Source organism: Streptomyces sp. WAC00040, assembly GCF_056835925.1.
In genome coordinates this window covers 2,326,559-2,342,429 of sequence record NZ_JAKQZE010000001.1, presented here as the reverse complement: position 1 = coordinate 2,342,429, position 15,871 = coordinate 2,326,559, and the positions used below count along the sequence as shown (strand labels likewise).

Genomic DNA, 15,871 nt, shown 5'->3' with positions numbered 1-15,871 from the left:
GCTACGGGCGGCTCAGGCGAGCTGCACGACCGCGCGGGACATGCCCAGGACCTTCTGGTCGTCGCTGGTCGCGACCAGGTCCACGCGCACCCGGTTGTCGTCCAGCTTCGCCGCGACCTTGGCGCTCACCTCGATCAGCGCGCCCTTGTCGTCGTTCGGGACGACGACGGGCTTGGTGAAGCGGACGCCGTACTCGACGACCGCGCCCGGGTCGCCCACCCAGTCCGTCACGACCCGGATCGCCTCGGCCATGGTGAACATGCCGTGCGCGATCACGTCCGGCAGCCCGACCTCTGTGGCGAACTTCTCGTTCCAGTGGATCGGGTTGAAGTCGCCGGACGCGCCCGCGTACCGCACCAGCGTGGCGCGCGTCACCGGAAAGCTCTGCGCCGGCAGTTCGGTGCCGGCCTCGACGTCCGCGTAAGAGATCTTCGCTGCCATCACGCCTCCTCGGCGGCGCGGGCCACCAGCTTCGTCCAAGCGGTCACGACCAGTTCACCGCTCTCGTCGTGCACGTCACCGCGCACGTCCAGGATGTCGTTGCCGGCGAGGGACTTGATGGCCTCGATCGTCGAGGTGACCGAGAGCCTGTCGCCCGCGCGTACCGGCCGGGCGTACGCGAACTGCTGCTCGCGGTGCACCACGCGGCTGTAGTCCAGCCCCAACTGCGGGTCCTGGACGACCTGCTCGGCGGCGCTGAAGGTGATCGTGAAGGCGAACGTCGGCGGAGCGATCACGTCCGAGTGCCCGAGCGCGCGGGCGGCCTCACGGTCCGTGTAGGCGGGATTCGCGTCCCCCACCGCGGCGGCGAACTCCCGGATCTTCTCCCGGCCCACCTCGTACGGCGCGGTGGGCGGATACGTCCGCCCCACGAACGACTGGTCGAGCGCCATGGACTGGTCCCTCCTGATATTGATCACAAATGAATGCCGGCCGCCGGACGAACGGCGGTACGGCAAACGACACGAGGCCGCCCCCAAAGGGGACGGCCTCGTATACGAGCCTTATTCAGCGCGTTTCGCGGTGCGCCGTGTGCGAGTTGCAGCGCGGGCAGTGCTTCTTCATCTCAAGACGGTCCGGGTTGTTACGCCGGTTCTTCTTGGTGATGTAGTTCCGCTCCTTGCACTCCACGCAGGCCAGCGTGATCTTCGGGCGGACGTCGGTGGCAGCCACGTGAGTGCTCCTTGGACGGATAGGACGGATGAACGCATAAAAGAGTAGCCGATCGGAGGACCGACCCCACAATCGGCTACTGTGTGTAGCGGTGACCGGACTTGAACCGGTGACACAGCGATTATGAGCCGCTTGCTCTACCGACTGAGCTACACCGCTGCGATGCAGGGTTCCCTCGCCCGAAGGCGAGGTCACTCGACATCAGAGCCCCAATACGGAATCGAACCGTAGACCTTCTCCTTACCATGGAGACGCTCTGCCGACTGAGCTATTGGGGCGAGCGATGAAGACATTACACGGTCCCTCGCCGATCGCCCAAATCCGTTTCCTTGCGCCGGGCCGGCCCTCCTCACGACCTGTCCGCCCGGCCCCCGGTCCGTCCTCCGTGCAGCCCTCCTCCGCAGGCCCGCGACGGCACCCCGCCCGTCCCGTACGCCACTTACGACCACGCCGGTACGACTATTGCGCTCCTCCTCGAAGCGCACCGCGAGCGCCCCTAGGCTCGATGCACGCTGTGTGATCCTCTCCGGCTCCCACGCCACGGCTCCCACACCGCCCGGGCAGTGTGCGCGACCGCCGTCCGAGCCCGACCGCCCCCACCCAGGAGCGCGATGCCCGACAGCCAGCCGCCGCGCGGCGGCGCCAACGCGGACACCGCCGCGCTGCTGCTCTGCGGCGCGAGGCTCACGGACGGTCGCACGGTCGACGTACGGCTCAGTGGCGGCCGCATCGAGGCCGTCGGCACCGCGGGAAGCCTCCCTCCGCACTCCGCCCGGGTGGACCTCACCGGCTTCCTGCTGCTGCCCGCCCCGGCCGAGCCGCACCTCCACGGCGACACGGCACTCAGCGCGGAGACCCCCGGCCCCGTCTCTTACGACACGCAGGACGTCCAGCGGCGCGCCACAGATGCCGCGCTGCTCCAGCTGGGCCACGGGGCAACCGCGCTGCGCTCCCACGTACGGATCGGGGACGTCCAGGGCCTCGGCCCGCTGGAGGCGGTGCTCCAGGCCGGGCGATCTCTGCGCGGACTCGCCGATCTGACCACAGTCGCCGTACCCAGGCTGCTGACGGGCGTGGCCGGCGCGGACGGTCTGGCCCTGTTGCGGGACGCGCTCAAGATGGGTGCCGGCGTGGTGGGCGGCTGCCCCGACGCCGACCCCGATCCCGCCGGATACGTGGAGACGGTCCTGGGGATCGCCGCCGAGTACGGCTGCCCCGTCGACCTGCACACCCACGGCGACGACCCGGCACGGCTGGCCCGTCTCGCCGCCATGGCCGGCGGACTGCGGCCCGGTGTCACCGTCGGGCCGTGCGCCGGTCTCGCCCGGCTGCCCAGGGAGATCGCATCCCGGGCCGCGGACCAGCTGGCGGCTGCGGGCGTCACCGTCGTCTCCCTGCCGCAGGGCGGCTGCTCCGGCGTCGAACAGCGCGGCAACGCGCCGGTCCGGCTCCTGCGGGCGGCGGGCGTGCGGGTCGCCGCGGGCAGCGGGGCGCTGCGGGACGTGTGCAACCCGGTGGGCCGCGGGGATCCGCTGGAGGCCGCGTACCTCCTGTCGTCCCAGGCGGGGATGCGGCCCTCGGACGCCTACGGCTGTGTCGCGGGCACGGCCCGAGAGGTGATGGGACTGCCCCAGGTACGGGTCGAGGCCGGCTTCCCGGCGGAACTGCTCGCGGTCCGGGGCGAGCGGATCTCGGGCGTGCTGTCGCTCGCGTACAGCCGGATCGTCATCCACCGCGGACGGGTGGTCGCCCGCACGAGCGCGGTGCGTGAGTACTGCGACTCCGCGGCGGCCGTCGCCCTCGAACTCCCCCGCCAGGCACGGCCGGACCCGGGACCCTGACGCGGTCCCGCCGGCGGTTCGGGCCCGGGGCCCGGAGAGGTTTACTCGCGGCACGGGTCCGGGGCCAGGAGGGAGTGCGCCAGCGGTAGGGAGCTGGGCATCAGGGGCGGAGGCCGGTACGCGTCCGGCCGCGTTTTGCCCATCGAGGGCGTGTCCCCCCTGCGGTCCTTGCGCATGGTCGGTGCTTCGGACGTAACGTCGTATGCATGCGCATTGTCATCGCAGGAGGACACGGTCAGATCGCGCTCCGTCTCGAGCGGCTGCTCTCCGCGGGCGGACATGAGGTCGCGGGCATCATCCGCGATCCGAAGCAGGGTGACGACCTGAGGGCCGTCGGCGCCGAACCGGTGTTCCTCGATCTGGAGAAAGCTTCCGTGGAGCAGGTCGCGGCCGTGCTCCAGGGCGCGGACGCCGCGGTGTTCGCCGCGGGGGCGGGCCCCGGCAGCGGCACCGAGCGGAAGGACACGGTCGATCGAGGCGCGGCGGTCCTCTTCGCGGACGCGGCCGAACGGACGGGCGTACGGCGGTACATCGTCGTCTCCTCAATGGGCGCCGACGCCGAACACAAGGGCGACGACGTCTTCGACGCCTACCTGCGGGCGAAGGGGGCGGCGGACGACTACGTACGGTCCCGGCCCAATCTCGAGTGGACGATCCTGCGGCCCGGCACGCTCACCAACGACGCGGGGAACGGGCTGGTGCGGCTGGAGGTCTCGACGGGACGCGGCATGGTGCCGCGGGACGATGTGGCGGCGGTACTCGCGGAGATGGTGGAGACGCCGGCCACCGCGGGACTGACGCTGGAACTGGTCAGCGGTTCGACACCCGTCACCGTCGCGGTGAAGGACATCGCGGGGAACTGACGGCCCGCCGACGGCCGGTCGTTCGCCGGGTCTCCCGCCCGAATCCCCGTAATGGACCGCGGTGACGGGCCTCTTGGTGGACCGCGTGACGGACCGCTTTACGAACCGCGCGATGGACCGCTTTTCGAATGCGCGATGAATCCCCGTTGCCCACAGGGTCTTTGAGGTCATGAGCAATCACACACAGGAAGTCCGGCCGGTGATCGTGGAGCGCGGCGAGCAGCTCTACGCCTATGTCCGGGGCTCCGTACGCATGGACGCGTTCGCCCTGATCGCCGACCGGCTGCCCGAACTCATCAACTGGCTGGCGGGCAACGGCGCGGAGTTCGCCGGAGCGCCGTTCTTCCGTTACAACACCATCGACATGGAGGGCGAGTCGGTCGTCGAGGCCGGCATGCCCGTCGCCTCCGCCCCGGAGCCCGAGGGCGACATCGGCGTGGCCGTACTGCCGCCGGGCCGCTATGCGACAGTCACCCACCTCGGTCACCCGGACCAGCTGGTCGGGGTCGTCACGGCGATGCACGAGTGGGCGGGGCGGGAGGGCCTCGAGTGGGACATGACGGTGGTCGACGGGGTCGAGCACTGGGCGTGCCGGACGGAGACGTACAAGACGGATCCCCGGGTCGAGCCGGACATGTCGAAGTGGGAGATCGAGCTGGCGTTCCGCCTGGCCGGCTGACGGGCGCGGTCGCCCGCTCGACGACGGGGCCGCGTGCGTGGCCGCCGCCCCGGGCTACCCGGTCCACGGGGCTGCACGGCACACAGGAGGCGCGGCCGTCCCGATGTCGGCGTAGCGCTCGCCTCCGCGACACGACGACTCGGGCTTGCCGTCGCCGCCGGCAGCAAGGCGTTCGGCTCCGTTTCCCATTCAGGGCGGGGACAGAAGGCGCCGACCGGACTGAAACACTCGTGACCGAGTGCCCGCCCTCCCCCAGGGCGGGGCGGAAGCCATCTCGCAATGGCTGGCCGCAATCCGGATGCCCGCATGGTCGTCATCGACGTGTTCGCCAAGATGCGCGGACAGGCTCCGCAGGGCGTGTCCGCCTACGACGCCGAAGCAAGGTGCACGGGGCCGACACGTGGAGGCGTTCTTCGGGTGAATCTACTACGCCGCATCTCGCCCCGGCGAAACGGTCGGGCTGAAGCTGCGGGACTGTGAACTCCCCCGCCGGGGCTGGGGAAAGCTGCGTCTGCGGGAGAGCCGGGCCCGCTCGGGCACGGCCTGGACGGACAGCGGCGAGGCTCACGACCGCCGCGGGCTCAAGCACCGGTCCCGCAAGGCGGTTCGGTACGTGCCCATCCCGCCCGAGCTGGTCGCGCTGCTGCACTGGCACGTCATCTGGTTGGGCACCGAGCTCGACGGCCGCCTGTTCCGTACGGCCCGCGGCGGCATGGTGCAGGAGAGCGGCTACGGCGAAGTCTGGGCCCGCGCTCGCGGCGACGTCTTGTCGCCCGGCGAGCTGGCGTCGAAGCTGGCGAAGTGCCCGTATGACCTTCGCCACACGGCGGTCTCCACGTGGCTCAGCGCTGGAGTGGACGCAGATCGTCGCCGCCCGAGCCGGGCACAGCGCGGCCATCCTTTTCCGCGTCTATGCCAAGTTCCTCAGAGGCGGCGACGGCGACGCCAATGCGAAGATCTCAGGCAGGCCGGCAAGGGCATAGCGATTCCGCGCACCTGCGCTACGTCGCCCGTGGTCCAACAGGCCGAAGCTTGTTAGGCCAACTGCATCCAGCCTCTTCCTCGCCCCTGGGGGATGGCCTCTGTGGCGACTACTCCATGTATTGCCGGATCGACGCAATATCCCGCAGGTCCTTATCGCGCCCCAACCCAGTTTCAACCAGCCTGGTTTTCCACTCGAGAACTCTCGCCAAAGGCATAAACTTCATACCTTCGAATTCTTCAGCCTCTCCGATCACTTGATCCACAGAATAGTCGAACCATCCATTTAGAACTTCAACCGCACCATCGAATAGGATGACATGCTGCGCCCAACCGAGAGGGGCCTTCTGGGCGGTGCCCAACTTCCGAGCCATCTCCCACGCGACACCGCGCGCGACGACATCGACATCCCCGATGTCCCGCCTGATGCCGTGCGCGATCAGCGCTCCGCTGCCCGCGATCACATAATCCTCAGACGGAAGGCCCAAGGAGAGAAAATCCTTGAAAAATGGGTGATCGCGCAGCATGGCATCCAGTCTCCTAGAGGGGTGAAAGCCCAAGGGCTAGCCTGGTGAGGCAAGCGGACACAAGAGCTGCTGCCACACTGATCAGGGTTCCGATCAGATAGTAGTCACCCACGAGCTTTCCGCCTTCCTTTGCCTCCGGCGCCCGCGCAAGAGTCTTGGCAGTCACTACCAGAGCGGCGGCCGGCGGACTCCCAGAAACCAGGAACACGAAGAGGATGAACCTCTCGATCCACCCGACATGGGGTCCAACCTTGATGAAGTCCCTGGTGTTTACGGGAAGCTCATCGGCTTCAATTTTCGCTTCAATCTCGTTCAGCAAAGGTCGCACGACAACACCAATGATGAACTGACAGCCAAATACGGCAACAAGCAGACCGGATAGGGCGATCATGAGTCGATCACTATTGGTAACCATATCGCCCAAATGCCGCGCCCCCGCCTCCCATCCGACAAAGGCAAGTATGAGTACGGCAGCCACGACGCCAGCAAGCGCGGAGTACCTTGATGCAGTCATCGATCTCCGAAGCGCGTCGGATTTCTTTTCCTTGGCCTTCGGCTGAGGGTTCACCTCCCCTTCCGCCGCAGGAGAAACCCGTGACTTACTGAATACTGCGATGCATGCGGCCAGAAGCGCTATGCCCAGTAGCGTGAGCCAGGCGCCTACACTTCGACTCGTAGGCAATACGACGATGGCGCCATAAATCAAGGCGAACAGCACCGCCCCCAAAGGTAACCTCTTATACCAGCCCAGCCCACTCGGGACACTTACTGCAGCGATCAATCCGATAGCGGTTCGTGTCAGCTCCACGATTACCCCCTCATGTAACGCCGCGCCTGCTCGGCTTGCCTCTGAACCGGCGCTGGCCCCGCCTTACGACTCGGCAGGCTATCGCTTGACCAAGACCAACGCGCCTCATCCACCAAGCCACAACCGACTGCAGATCATTCGGCGTGACCTGCGGACCTGAAGTCGCAGCCGGCGCGGCCGGAGATCCCGCTCCTAGGGACAGTGCCCGGTCGCCTCGCCCCATCCCTCACGGGCCATGCCTGGCAATGTCGCACCACACGCATGCGCCACTGCGGTGGGTGGCGCGCGGGGGCGCCGCCTTGCTTGTCTGGCACTGATGGGGCCTAGACGCGAGGCCCCGTCACGTGAACTGCGGGCCGCCGAACCGGTCGGCAGGCTCGTCCACACCCCGTCCAGAACTACTGGTAGAGAGCGGGTGGCAATGAGACAGGATGAGACAGCACAGCTGTTGGGCACTCCAACGCGAACGGCCCCTGATCCGCGTTTCCGCAGATCAGGGGCCGTATCTATCGCGTGGCGGCGCCAGGATTCGAACCTGGGTAGGCTAAGCCGACGGATTTACAGTCCGCTCCCATTGGCCACTCGGGCACACCGCCATGGGATGTCACCTGTGGAGGAACCGCTGTGGGGCGGTGCTCCGTGGCAACGACGTAAACGATACCTGATGCACCGGGGTGCTTCGCCACCGGATTGATCAGCGCCGGGGGCGGGTGCGGGTGGCTAGGCTTGTCCGCGCGGTTCGGGGTGATCCGGCCGCACCCCACTCATCCGATACAAGGAGCCACAGGACATGGCCGACTCCAGTTTCGACATCGTCTCGAAGGTCGAGCGGCAGGAGGTCGACAACGCCCTCAACCAGGCCGCCAAGGAGATCTCGCAGCGCTACGACTTCAAGAACGTCGGTGCCTCGATCTCCTGGTCCGGCGAGAAGATCCTGATGCAGGCGAATTCCGAGGACCGCGTCAACGCGATCCTGGACGTCTTCCAGACCAAGCTGGTGAAGCGCGGCATCTCGCTGAAGGCACTGGACGCCGGCGAGCCGCAGCTCTCCGGCAAGGAGTACAAGATCTTCGCCTCGATCGAGGAGGGCATCTCGCAGGAGAACGCCAAGAAGGTCGCGAAGATCATCCGCGACGAGGGCCCGAAGGGTGTCAAGGCGCAGGTCCAGGGTGACGAGCTGCGGGTCAGCTCGAAGAGCCGCGACGACCTGCAGGCCGTGCAGGCGCTGCTCAAGGGGCAGGACTTCGACTTCGCGCTGCAGTTCGTGAACTACCGCTGACGTCTGCGGGCGCGCCGAGGCGACCGGGGGCGGAGCGGCGGGCCGCTCCGCCCCCGCCCCGTGCCCCGGGTGGTGCGACCGGCGACGAAGGCGGCCGCCCCTGCCGTGACGTCCGAATTCCGCCAGCCCCGACGCCCGCGGGGTCGCAGACTCGTAGGGAAGGGGCGGGCGAGAGCCCGCCGGACGCAACACCGCAACGAGGAGCGCGCGCCATGACCGGAGCTCAGGAGACCGTCGTCTACGAGACCCTCGACAGCCCGCTGGGCGAGCTCCTGCTGGTGGGGCGGGCGTCGGGCACGGCGAAGGGCGGTACCGCGCTTGCCTCCCTCTCGCTGCCGGGGCAGAAGGGCCGCGCGGTCGTCCAGACCGGCTGGCGCCGCGACCCGGCGGCGTTCGAGGAGATCGGACGCCAGTTGTCGTCGTACTTCTCCGGCCGGCTGACCCGCTTCGAGATCGAGTACGCGGACGGCGGGACCGACTTCCAGCGCCGTGTCTGGAAGGTCCTGGAGGCCGTGCCCTACGGGCGGACCGCCACCTACAAGGAGATTGCCGCGCAGGTCGGGACTTCCGCGGTCGGTGTGCGGGCCGTGGGGACGGCGATCGGGCGCAATCCGCTGCTCGTGGTGCGCCCGTGCCACCGGGTGATCGGCGCGGACGGCGCCCTGCGGGGGTACGCGGGCGGTCTGGAGTCGAAGGCGCGGCTCCTCGGGCTCGAGGGCGCACTGGCGCCGTGACGGAGCCGGTCCCATGAGCGGAGCACTGTTCCCACGTGACCGGGCGGTCGTCGCCCCGGGCGCGGTGCATGTGCCCGGCTGGCTGCCCGTCGGCCGTCAGCGGGAGCTGGTGGACGCCTGCCGCGGCTGGGCCCGTGGGCCGGTCCCGCTCCGGCACACCGTGCTGCCGGGCGGGGGCGTGATGTCGGTGCGGACGGTCTGCGTGGGCTGGCACTGGCAGCCGTACCGGTACTCCCGGACCGCGGACGACGTGAACGGTGCGCCGGTCGCGCTGTTTCCCCAATGGCTGGTGGAGCTGGGACGCGAGGCACTTGTCGAGGCCTACGGAGAGCATCAGGGGTACACCCCCGACACCGCGCTGATCAACTTCTACGACGGCGCTGCCCGGATGGGGATGCACCAGGACAAGGAGGAGCGGTCAGGAGCTCCGGTGGTTTCCCTGAGCATCGGCGACTCGTGCGTGTTCCGGTTCGGGAACACGCGGACCAGGGGACGTCCGTACACGGATGTGGAGCTGGTGTCCGGCGACCTGTTCGTCTTCGGCGGCCCTTCCCGCTACGCCTATCACGGCGTGCCGAAGGTGCTTGCGGACACGGCCGACCCTGCGACCGGCATGAACGGCGGCCGTCTGAACATCACTTTGCGCGAGACCGGACTGGCGGGCTGATCCCGCGCGGGCGGCAGGCGGGACTCAGCGCGAACGCGAATGGCCGAACAGGATCCGGTACGCGATCAGCAGGACGAGCGCGCCGCCGACGGCCGCGATCCAGGTCGGCCCGTCGTAGAACTGGTTGGCGATCTCCCGGTCCAGGTAGCGGGAGGATATCCAGCCGCCAAGGAAGGCTCCGGCGACACCAATGAGCGTGGTGCCGACCAGCCCGCCGGGGTCGCGGCCGGGCAGCAGGATCTTGGCTATCGCTCCGGCCAGCAGTCCGAGAACGATCCAGCCGATGATGCTCATCGAATGACCTGCCTTTCCTGGGGTGTTGTTGTCGGGGACGTGCACCGGCGGGGCAGCGGTTGCGGTGATCAGTAGGGTGCGGTGTATGACACAGGAGTTGCGACGGTCGCTGGGGGTCTTCGACGCCGTTGTGATCGGCCTCGGAGCGATGATCGGTGCGGGAATCTTCGCGGCTCTCGCACCGGCGGCGCGGGCTGCCGGTTCCGCCCTGCTGCTCGGTCTTGCCCTCGCGGCAGTGGTGGCCTACTGCAACGCCATGTCGTCGGCACGCCTGGCCTCCTTGTACCCCGCGTCAGGCGGCACTTATGTGTACGGACGGGAGCGGCTCGGAGAGTTCTGGGGGTACTTGGCAGGCTGGGCGTTCGTGGTCGGTAAGACGGCTTCGTGCGCGGCGATGGCTCTGACCGTCGGCGCGTACGCCTGGCCGGAGCACGCGAACGCGGTGGCGGTCGCCTCGGTGGTGGCGCTGACTGCCCTGAATTACGGCGGTGTTCAGAAGTCGGCGTGGCTGACGCGGCTGATCGTGGCTGTGGTGCTGTCGGTTCTCGCGGCGGTCGTGGCGGTCTCCCTCGGCAGCGGGCATGCGCGGTTCGGGCACTTGGAGCCGGCGGGTGACGCGTCGGCTGCGGGCGTGCTCCAGGCGGCGGGTCTGCTGTTCTTCGCGTTCGCCGGGTACGCGCGAATCACCACGCTGGGCGAGGAGGTCCGGGATCCGGCTCGCACCATCCCGAGGGCCGTGCCGCTGGCGCTGGGCATCGCGCTGGTCGTCTATGTGTGTGTCGCTGTCGCCGTCCTCTCTGTGCTGGGTGCCGAGGGGCTCGGGCAGGCGGCGGCGCCGCTCACCGAGGCCGTGCGTGCCGCGGGGGTCCCCTGGCTGGCGCCGGTGGTGGGTGTGGGTGCCGTGGTGGCGGCGCTCGGGTCGTTGCTCGCTCTGATTCTCGGCGTCTCGAGGACGACGCTCGCGATGGCGCGCGACGGCCATCTGCCGGAAGCGCTGGCCGCCGTTCATCCGCGGTTCCAGGTGCCGCACCGCGCGGAGGTCGCTGTGGGGGTCGTCGTCGCGGTGGTGGCGGCGACGGTGGACCTGCGTGGGGCGATCGGCTTCTCGTCTTTCGGTGTACTCGTCTACTACACAATCGCCAACGCCTCGGCCTGGACGCTGGGTTCCCGGCGGCCCGGGGATGCACCCGTTCGAGTGCTCCGGACCGTGCGGCTGACGGCCGGATGCGGGGTGGCGGGATGCCTGGCGCTGGCGTTCTCGCTGCCGCTGACGTCCGTGATCACCGGGGCTGCGGTGCTCGCCGGGGGCGCGGCACTGTACGCGGCGCGGAACGGCGGCGTCCGGACGGCTCGTGACCGCTGATCAGCGGCCGCCGACGGGCGGCGGTGTCACCTGCTCCGCGGCGGCCGGTCGGACGGGCAGCAGTCCGGCGGACGAGGTCCGGGCGCTCAACGCGCCGCGAACGGCTGATCGGTCGGGACGATCTCCCTGCCCAGCGGCATCAGCGACACCGGGATGAGCTTGAAGTTCGCGATGCCGAACGGGATGCCGATGATCGTGAAACAGAGAGCGAGGCCCGTGACGATGTGGCCCAGTGCCAGCCACCAGCCGGCCAGGACCAGCCACAGGACGTTGCCGACCAGGGAGGGTGCGCCGGAGTCGCGGCGGTCCGCCGTCGTGTAACCGAAGGGCCAGAGGGCGTAGACCCCGATGCGGAAGGACGCCAGACCGAACGGGATGCCGATGACGGTCACGCAGAGGATCAGCCCCGCCACCAGGTATCCGAGGAACAGCCAGAAGCCGCTCAGGACCAGCCATATGACGTTCAGGATTGTCTTCATCGGCGGGGACCTGCCATCTGCTCGAGTCGGGCGATTCGTTCCGCCATGGGCGGGTGGGTCGAGAACATCTTCGCAAGGCCGCGGCCCGGTCCGAACGGGTTGGCGATCATCATGTGGCCGGCGGTCTCGAGCCGCGGCTCCGGCGGCAGCGGGAGTTGTTTCGTACCGGCGTCCAGCTTGCGCAGTGCGCTGGCCAGGGCCAGTGGGTCACCGGTGAGCTGGGAGCCCGACGCGTCCGCCTCGAACTCCCGGGAGCGGCTCACGGCGAGCTGGATCACTGCCGCAGCCAGCGGGCCGAGCAGCATGATCAGCAGCATGCCGACCAGGCCGGGGCCTTCGTCGTCGTCGGACCGGCCGATGGGGATCAGCCAGGCGAAGTTCACCAGGAACATGACCACGGAGGCGAGGGCCCCCGCCACCGAGGAGATGAGGATGTCGCGGTTGTAGACGTGGCTGAGTTCGTGGCCGATGACTCCCCGCAGTTCGCGCTCGTCGAGGATGCGCAGAATCCCTTCGGTGCAGCACACCGCCGCATTGCGGGGGTTGCGGCCGGTGGCGAACGCGTTGGGGGCCTGGGTCGGCGAGATGTAGAGCCGCGGCATGGGCTGCCGGGCGGCGGTGGAGAGCTCGCGGACCATGCGGTACAGGGCGGGCGCCTCGAATTCGCTCACCGGGCGGGCACGCATGGCGCGGAGGGCCAGCTTGTCGCTGTTCCAGTACGCGTAGGCATTGGTTCCGAGCGCCACGACGAGCGCGACGAAAAGCCCCGTCCGGCCGAAGAAGCTGCCGATGACGAGGATCAGTGCGGACAGTCCCCCGAGGAGTACGGCGGTTTTGAGCCCGTTGTGCCGGCGGTGCACGGTACGCCCTCCAGATGGTGCGGCAGGGGAACCCTTTGCGTGGTGCTCCACTCTCCAGTGGACCCTTCTGTACTGGTCAACGCCAGGCGAGGGGCACTGGTTCCCTTGCACTCCAGGGCCCGCGTCAGGGCCGAACGGGTGAGCCCGCGGAGCGGGCCGGCCCGGGAGGGATCCGGAAAGGGACCGCCGCGGCTAGAACAGGCTCTCCGCGGCGTACCGCAGGACGAGCTGCGGGTAGCCGGACAGGACGACACCCACGGCCGCGGTGAGGGCCACGGCGACGGTGACCGGAGCGGGAATCACCTTCCGGGCAGCCTCCCCCGCCGTCGCCGCTGGCTCGTGCGCCTCCGCCGGCTCGGGGGTCCTGAAGAGGACGGCCGTCCACTGGAGGTAGTAGAAGAGGGCGATCACGACGTTGACGCCCATGACGACGGCCAGCCAGCCGAGACCCGCGTCGACGGCCGCGGAGAACACGGTCACCTTGGCGAAGAGGCCGACGATGCCCGGCGGCAGTCCCGCGAGGCAGAGCAGGAAGAAACCCATGGCCAGTGCGATGAGCGGCCGGCTGTGGTACAGGCCGCGGTAGTCGGAGATCCGGTTGAGCGGCCGCGTGCGGGCGACGACGGCCGCCACCGCGAAGGCACCCAGGTTCACCACGGCGTACATCAGCGCGTAGGCGACGGTCGCGCCGATCTGGTCGTCGCTGGAGTACGCGGCGGCGGCGATCGGCACCAGCAGATACCCGGCCTGTGCCACGGAGGACCAGGCCAGCAGTCGCACCGCGCTCCATGTGCGTGACGCGGACTGGCGCAGTGCCGCGACATTGCCGGCGGTCATGGTCAGGGCGGCGAGAACCGCCATCGCCGGGCCCCAGATGTCCGCGTACCCGGGGAACGCGATCACGGTGATCAGGATGAGCCCGGTGAATCCGACGGCTTTGCCGATGACGGAGAGGTAGCCGGCGATCGGCAGCGGCGCACCGACATAGGTGTCGGGGACCCAGAAGTGGAAGGGGACGGCGGCTGTCTTGAAGGCGAAGCCGACGAGGGTCAGCGCGACGCCGGCCTTGGCGAGCGTGTCCAGTTGGCCGGGGACGTCTTCCAGCCCGGCTGCCACCTGCGTGAGGTGCAGCGTCCCTGTGGCGGCGTACACGAAGCTCACGCCGAGCAGGGTCACAGCGGTCGCGGTGACCGAGGAGAGGAAGAACTTCAGGGCGGCTTCACTTGAGAGCCGGTCGCCGCGCTTGAGGCCCACCAGCGCGAAGGCCGGCAGTGAGGCCACCTCGAGGGCGACCACGAGGGTCGCGAGGTCGCGGGAGGCGGGCAGGAGCGCCGCGCCGGCGGCGGACGAGAGCAGCAGGAACCAGAACTCGCCGGGCGGCAGCTTCTCGCGGGTGTCCGTGAGGGAGAGCAGCGCCGTCAGCAGCGCCCCGCCGAGCACGAGGAATTGGATCACCAGCGTGAACTGGTCGGCGGTGTAGCTGCAGACGTCCGCGTTGTCGGTCAGGCAGAAGGTCGAGCGGTCGCCCTTGCGCAGCGGCAGGAGCGTGGCCATCGACACGACGAGACCGGCGATCGCCACAGCACCCAGAAGGGGCTTGCGCCGGTCGGCGACGAACAGGTCGGCGACGAGGATCACCAGCGCGACGGCCGCGGTGATCGTGGGCGGCGCGATCGCCGCCCAGTCGACGGATTGGACGAGGCTGCTGGCGCCGTCGGCTGCCACGGTCACGACTTGCCTCCTGAGAGGAGCTTCTGCACGGCCGGGTCGGTGAGGCCGAGGAGGACCGCGGGCCACAGTCCGGCGATGACGGTGAGGGCCACGAGCGGCGACCAGGCCGCGAACTCGTACGCGCGGACGTCGGCGACCGGCTCGGGACGCTGCTCGTCCACGGCTTCGGGCGGCCGGCCGCCCATGCACACCCGGCGCACGACGACGAGCAGGTACGCGGCGGTGAGCAGGGTGCCGAAGGCACCGATCGACATGAAGGTGAGGAAGGCCGGGCGGCTGAGCCCGTCAGCGGGGTCGAACGCTCCGAACAGCGCGAGCATCTCGCCCCAGAATCCGGCGAGTCCGGGCAGCCCGAGGGAGGCGACGGCGGCGAAGGCGAGCAGGCCGCCGAGGCGCGGCGCGCGACCGTACAGCGCGGCGCCGGTGGCGCCGGCGAGTGTGTCGAGGTCGGCGGTGCCGTAGCGGTCCTTTACCGCGCCGACCAGGAAGAACAGCAGGCCGGTGATGAGACCGTGGGCGATGTTGGCGAAGAGTGCACCGTTCACGCCGGTCGGCGTCATGGTCGCGATACCGAGCAGCACGAAGCCCATGTGGCCGACGGACGAATACGCGATCAGGCGCTTCAGGTCGCCGCCAGCGCCACTGCGCGCGAGCGCCAGGCAGGCCAGGGAACCGTAGACGATGCCGACGGCCGCGAACGCGGCCAGGTACGGGGCGAAGGTTCGCATCCCGTCAGGTGCGACGGGCAGCACGATGCGGACGAAGCCGTACGTCCCCATCTTCAGCAGCACACCGGCGAGGAGGACCGAGCCGACGGTCGGTGCGGCGGTGTGGGCGTCGGGAAGCCAGGTGTGCAGGGGCCACATCGGCGTCTTCACGGCAAGCCCGAGACCGATCGCCAGAACGGCGATGACCTGCACCGACGTGGTCAGTCCCCGGCCGTTGTCAGTGGCGAGTGCCACCATGTCGAATGTGCCGGCCTTCAGCCCGATCAGCAGGAGGCCGAGCAGCATGACCACGGAGCCGAGCAGCGTGTAGAGGATGAACTTCCAGGCGGCGGGCTGCCTTTCCTCGCCGCCCCAGCGGGCGATGAGGAAGTACATCGGGATGAGAACCATCTCGAAGGCCAGGAAGAACAGCAGCAGGTCGAGCACGGCGAAGGTCGCCAGGGTGCCGGACTCCAGGACCAGGAGCAGGGCGACGAAAGCCTTCGGGGACGGGCCCGCGGGCATGTTGAAGTAGCTGTACAGCGCGCAGAGGAAGGTCAGCAGAGCCGTCAGCACGAGAAGGGGGAGCGAGATGCCGTCGATGCCGAGGTGGATCCGCACGTCGAGTGCCGCGATCCAGCTGATGTCGGTCGTGGCCTGCATCTTCGACGGCTGGTCGTGGTCGAAGCCCAGCGCCAGGACGACCGTCGCGAGCAGGATCGCGCCGGTGACGGTCACGCCGTGGCGCAGGACCGCCTGGTCGGGGCTGCTCCCGCGCAGCCCGGGCGGGGCGGGCAGCAGGGCGGCCGCGGCGCCGACCAGCGGAGCGACGACGATGAACCCGAGAAGGACCTGCATCACGGACTCGCTGATATCGATCACGGC

The 15,871-nt window shown here is 69.2% G+C and carries 17 protein-coding genes and 3 tRNA genes; 7 read left to right on the top strand and 13 right to left on the bottom strand.

Annotated features, from left to right (window positions below; translation table 11 throughout):
* Window positions 1-12: 12 nt before the first annotated feature.
* The 5 genes from MDN94_RS10765 to MDN94_RS10745 all read right to left on the bottom strand — a co-directional run bounded on the left by MDN94_RS10765 (window position 13) and on the right by MDN94_RS10745 (window position 1,451).
* Window positions 13-441, bottom strand: a complete 429-nt coding sequence (locus MDN94_RS10765; protein ID WP_482725631.1) for a MaoC family dehydratase — start codon at window positions 439-441, stop codon at window positions 13-15.
* A complete protein-coding gene (locus tag MDN94_RS10760) occupies window positions 441-893 on the bottom strand; it encodes a MaoC family dehydratase N-terminal domain-containing protein (RefSeq protein WP_159688618.1) in 453 nt (150 codons plus the stop codon). Before MDN94_RS10760 ends, MDN94_RS10765 begins: the two co-directional genes overlap by 1 nt.
* A 115-nt stretch (window positions 894-1,008) precedes the next feature.
* On the bottom strand, window positions 1,009-1,173 hold the full coding sequence (gene rpmG / locus MDN94_RS10755; RefSeq protein WP_003956487.1) for a 50S ribosomal protein L33: 165 nt from the start codon (window positions 1,171-1,173) through the stop codon (window positions 1,009-1,011).
* Between the two features lie 86 nt (window positions 1,174-1,259).
* Window positions 1,260-1,332: transfer RNA gene (locus MDN94_RS10750), tRNA-Met, on the bottom strand.
* A gap of 46 nt (window positions 1,333-1,378) precedes the next feature.
* Window positions 1,379-1,451, bottom strand: a tRNA-Thr gene (locus MDN94_RS10745).
* Window positions 1,452-1,784: 333 nt separating this feature from the next.
* On the opposite strand from MDN94_RS10745, the gene MDN94_RS10740 reads away from it, so the two are divergent.
* From MDN94_RS10740 to MDN94_RS10730, 3 genes are all read left to right on the top strand, one after another.
* Entirely contained in the window at window positions 1,785-3,014 is a 1,230-nt protein-coding gene (locus MDN94_RS10740) for an amidohydrolase family protein (RefSeq protein ID WP_482725630.1), read from the top strand.
* A 206-nt stretch (window positions 3,015-3,220) separates the two neighbouring features.
* A complete protein-coding gene (locus MDN94_RS10735) occupies window positions 3,221-3,877 on the top strand; it encodes an SDR family oxidoreductase (protein WP_482725629.1) in 657 nt (218 codons plus the stop codon).
* Between the two features lie 169 nt (window positions 3,878-4,046).
* Window positions 4,047-4,556 carry a GyrI-like domain-containing protein gene (locus tag MDN94_RS10730; RefSeq protein ID WP_482725628.1) on the top strand — a complete coding sequence of 170 codons (510 nt, stop codon included), beginning with the start codon at window positions 4,047-4,049 and terminating at the stop codon, window positions 4,554-4,556.
* A 1,091-nt stretch (window positions 4,557-5,647) separates the two neighbouring features.
* Here the strand turns inward: MDN94_RS10730 and MDN94_RS10725 are convergent.
* From MDN94_RS10725 to MDN94_RS10715, 3 genes are all read right to left on the bottom strand, one after another.
* Window positions 5,648-6,064 carry a hypothetical protein gene (locus tag MDN94_RS10725; protein WP_482725627.1) on the bottom strand — a complete coding sequence of 139 codons (417 nt, stop codon included), beginning with the start codon at window positions 6,062-6,064 and terminating at the stop codon, window positions 5,648-5,650.
* A gap of 13 nt (window positions 6,065-6,077) precedes the next feature.
* Complete coding sequence (locus MDN94_RS10720; RefSeq protein WP_482725626.1) at window positions 6,078-6,872, bottom strand: hypothetical protein; 795 nt, start codon at window positions 6,870-6,872, stop codon at window positions 6,078-6,080.
* Between the two features lie 514 nt (window positions 6,873-7,386).
* A tRNA-Tyr gene (locus MDN94_RS10715) sits at window positions 7,387-7,468 on the bottom strand.
* A 194-nt stretch (window positions 7,469-7,662) separates the two neighbouring features.
* Between MDN94_RS10715 and MDN94_RS10710 the strand changes: the two genes are divergently transcribed.
* The 3 genes from MDN94_RS10710 (at window position 7,663) to MDN94_RS10700 (ending at window position 9,552) form a co-directional block, all read left to right on the top strand.
* Window positions 7,663-8,151: a YajQ family cyclic di-GMP-binding protein gene (locus MDN94_RS10710; protein WP_189466956.1), complete on the top strand. Its 489-nt coding sequence runs from the start codon at window positions 7,663-7,665 to the stop codon at window positions 8,149-8,151.
* 212 nt (window positions 8,152-8,363) lie between these two features.
* On the top strand, window positions 8,364-8,885 hold the full coding sequence (locus tag MDN94_RS10705; RefSeq protein ID WP_482725625.1) for a methylated-DNA--[protein]-cysteine S-methyltransferase: 522 nt from the start codon (window positions 8,364-8,366) through the stop codon (window positions 8,883-8,885).
* A 13-nt stretch (window positions 8,886-8,898) separates the two neighbouring features.
* Window positions 8,899-9,552: an alpha-ketoglutarate-dependent dioxygenase AlkB family protein gene (locus tag MDN94_RS10700; protein WP_482725624.1), complete on the top strand. Its 654-nt coding sequence runs from the start codon at window positions 8,899-8,901 to the stop codon at window positions 9,550-9,552.
* Window positions 9,553-9,576: 24 nt separating this feature from the next.
* Here the strand turns inward: MDN94_RS10700 and MDN94_RS10695 are convergent, their stop codons facing one another.
* Window positions 9,577-9,846, bottom strand: a complete 270-nt coding sequence (locus tag MDN94_RS10695) for a GlsB/YeaQ/YmgE family stress response membrane protein (protein WP_482725623.1) — start codon at window positions 9,844-9,846, stop codon at window positions 9,577-9,579.
* Between the two features lie 85 nt (window positions 9,847-9,931).
* Between MDN94_RS10695 and MDN94_RS10690 the strand changes: the two genes are divergently transcribed.
* Window positions 9,932-11,209: an APC family permease gene (locus MDN94_RS10690; protein WP_482725622.1), complete on the top strand. Its 1,278-nt coding sequence runs from the start codon at window positions 9,932-9,934 to the stop codon at window positions 11,207-11,209.
* Between the two features lie 86 nt (window positions 11,210-11,295).
* Here MDN94_RS10690 and MDN94_RS10685 read toward each other — a convergent pair whose 3' ends face one another.
* The 4 genes from MDN94_RS10685 to MDN94_RS10670 form a co-directional block, all read right to left on the bottom strand.
* Entirely contained in the window at window positions 11,296-11,688 is a 393-nt protein-coding gene (locus MDN94_RS10685; RefSeq protein ID WP_482725621.1) for a YccF domain-containing protein, read from the bottom strand.
* Window positions 11,685-12,548: a zinc metalloprotease HtpX gene (htpX, locus tag MDN94_RS10680; RefSeq protein WP_482725620.1), complete on the bottom strand. Its 864-nt coding sequence runs from the start codon at window positions 12,546-12,548 to the stop codon at window positions 11,685-11,687. Before htpX ends, MDN94_RS10685 begins: the two co-directional genes overlap by 4 nt.
* Window positions 12,549-12,740: 192 nt before the next feature.
* On the bottom strand, window positions 12,741-14,279 hold the full coding sequence (locus MDN94_RS10675; protein WP_482725619.1) for an NADH-quinone oxidoreductase subunit N: 1,539 nt from the start codon (window positions 14,277-14,279) through the stop codon (window positions 12,741-12,743).
* The gene (locus MDN94_RS10670) at window positions 14,276-15,868 is read right to left on the bottom strand and encodes an NADH-quinone oxidoreductase subunit M (protein WP_482725618.1); all 1,593 of its coding nucleotides are present in this window, start codon (window positions 15,866-15,868) and stop codon (window positions 14,276-14,278) included. The genes MDN94_RS10675 and MDN94_RS10670 overlap by 4 nt, the downstream gene beginning before the upstream one ends.
* Window positions 15,869-15,871: the final 3 nt, after the last annotated feature.

Bases quoted from the DNA above. Each gene is read 5' to 3' on its own strand.
- MDN94_RS10765 (WP_482725631.1), bottom strand. From the start codon at position 441: ATGGCAGCGAAGATCTCTTACGCGGACGTCGAGGCCGGCACCGAACTG.
- MDN94_RS10760 (WP_159688618.1), bottom strand. From the start codon at position 893: ATGGCGCTCGACCAGTCGTTCGTGGGGCGGACGTATCCGCCCACCGCG.
- MDN94_RS10740 (WP_482725630.1), top strand. From the start codon at position 1,785: ATGCCCGACAGCCAGCCGCCGCGCGGCGGCGCCAACGCGGACACCGCC.
- MDN94_RS10735 (WP_482725629.1), top strand. From the start codon at position 3,221: ATGCGCATTGTCATCGCAGGAGGACACGGTCAGATCGCGCTCCGTCTC.
- MDN94_RS10730 (WP_482725628.1), top strand. From the start codon at position 4,047: ATGAGCAATCACACACAGGAAGTCCGGCCGGTGATCGTGGAGCGCGGC.
- MDN94_RS10725 (WP_482725627.1), bottom strand. From the start codon at position 6,064: ATGCTGCGCGATCACCCATTTTTCAAGGATTTTCTCTCCTTGGGCCTT.
- MDN94_RS10710 (WP_189466956.1), top strand. From the start codon at position 7,663: ATGGCCGACTCCAGTTTCGACATCGTCTCGAAGGTCGAGCGGCAGGAG.
- MDN94_RS10705 (WP_482725625.1), top strand. From the start codon at position 8,364: ATGACCGGAGCTCAGGAGACCGTCGTCTACGAGACCCTCGACAGCCCG.
- MDN94_RS10700 (WP_482725624.1), top strand. From the start codon at position 8,899: ATGAGCGGAGCACTGTTCCCACGTGACCGGGCGGTCGTCGCCCCGGGC.
- MDN94_RS10695 (WP_482725623.1), bottom strand. From the start codon at position 9,846: ATGAGCATCATCGGCTGGATCGTTCTCGGACTGCTGGCCGGAGCGATA.
- MDN94_RS10690 (WP_482725622.1), top strand. From the start codon at position 9,932: ATGACACAGGAGTTGCGACGGTCGCTGGGGGTCTTCGACGCCGTTGTG.
- MDN94_RS10685 (WP_482725621.1), bottom strand. From the start codon at position 11,688: ATGAAGACAATCCTGAACGTCATATGGCTGGTCCTGAGCGGCTTCTGG.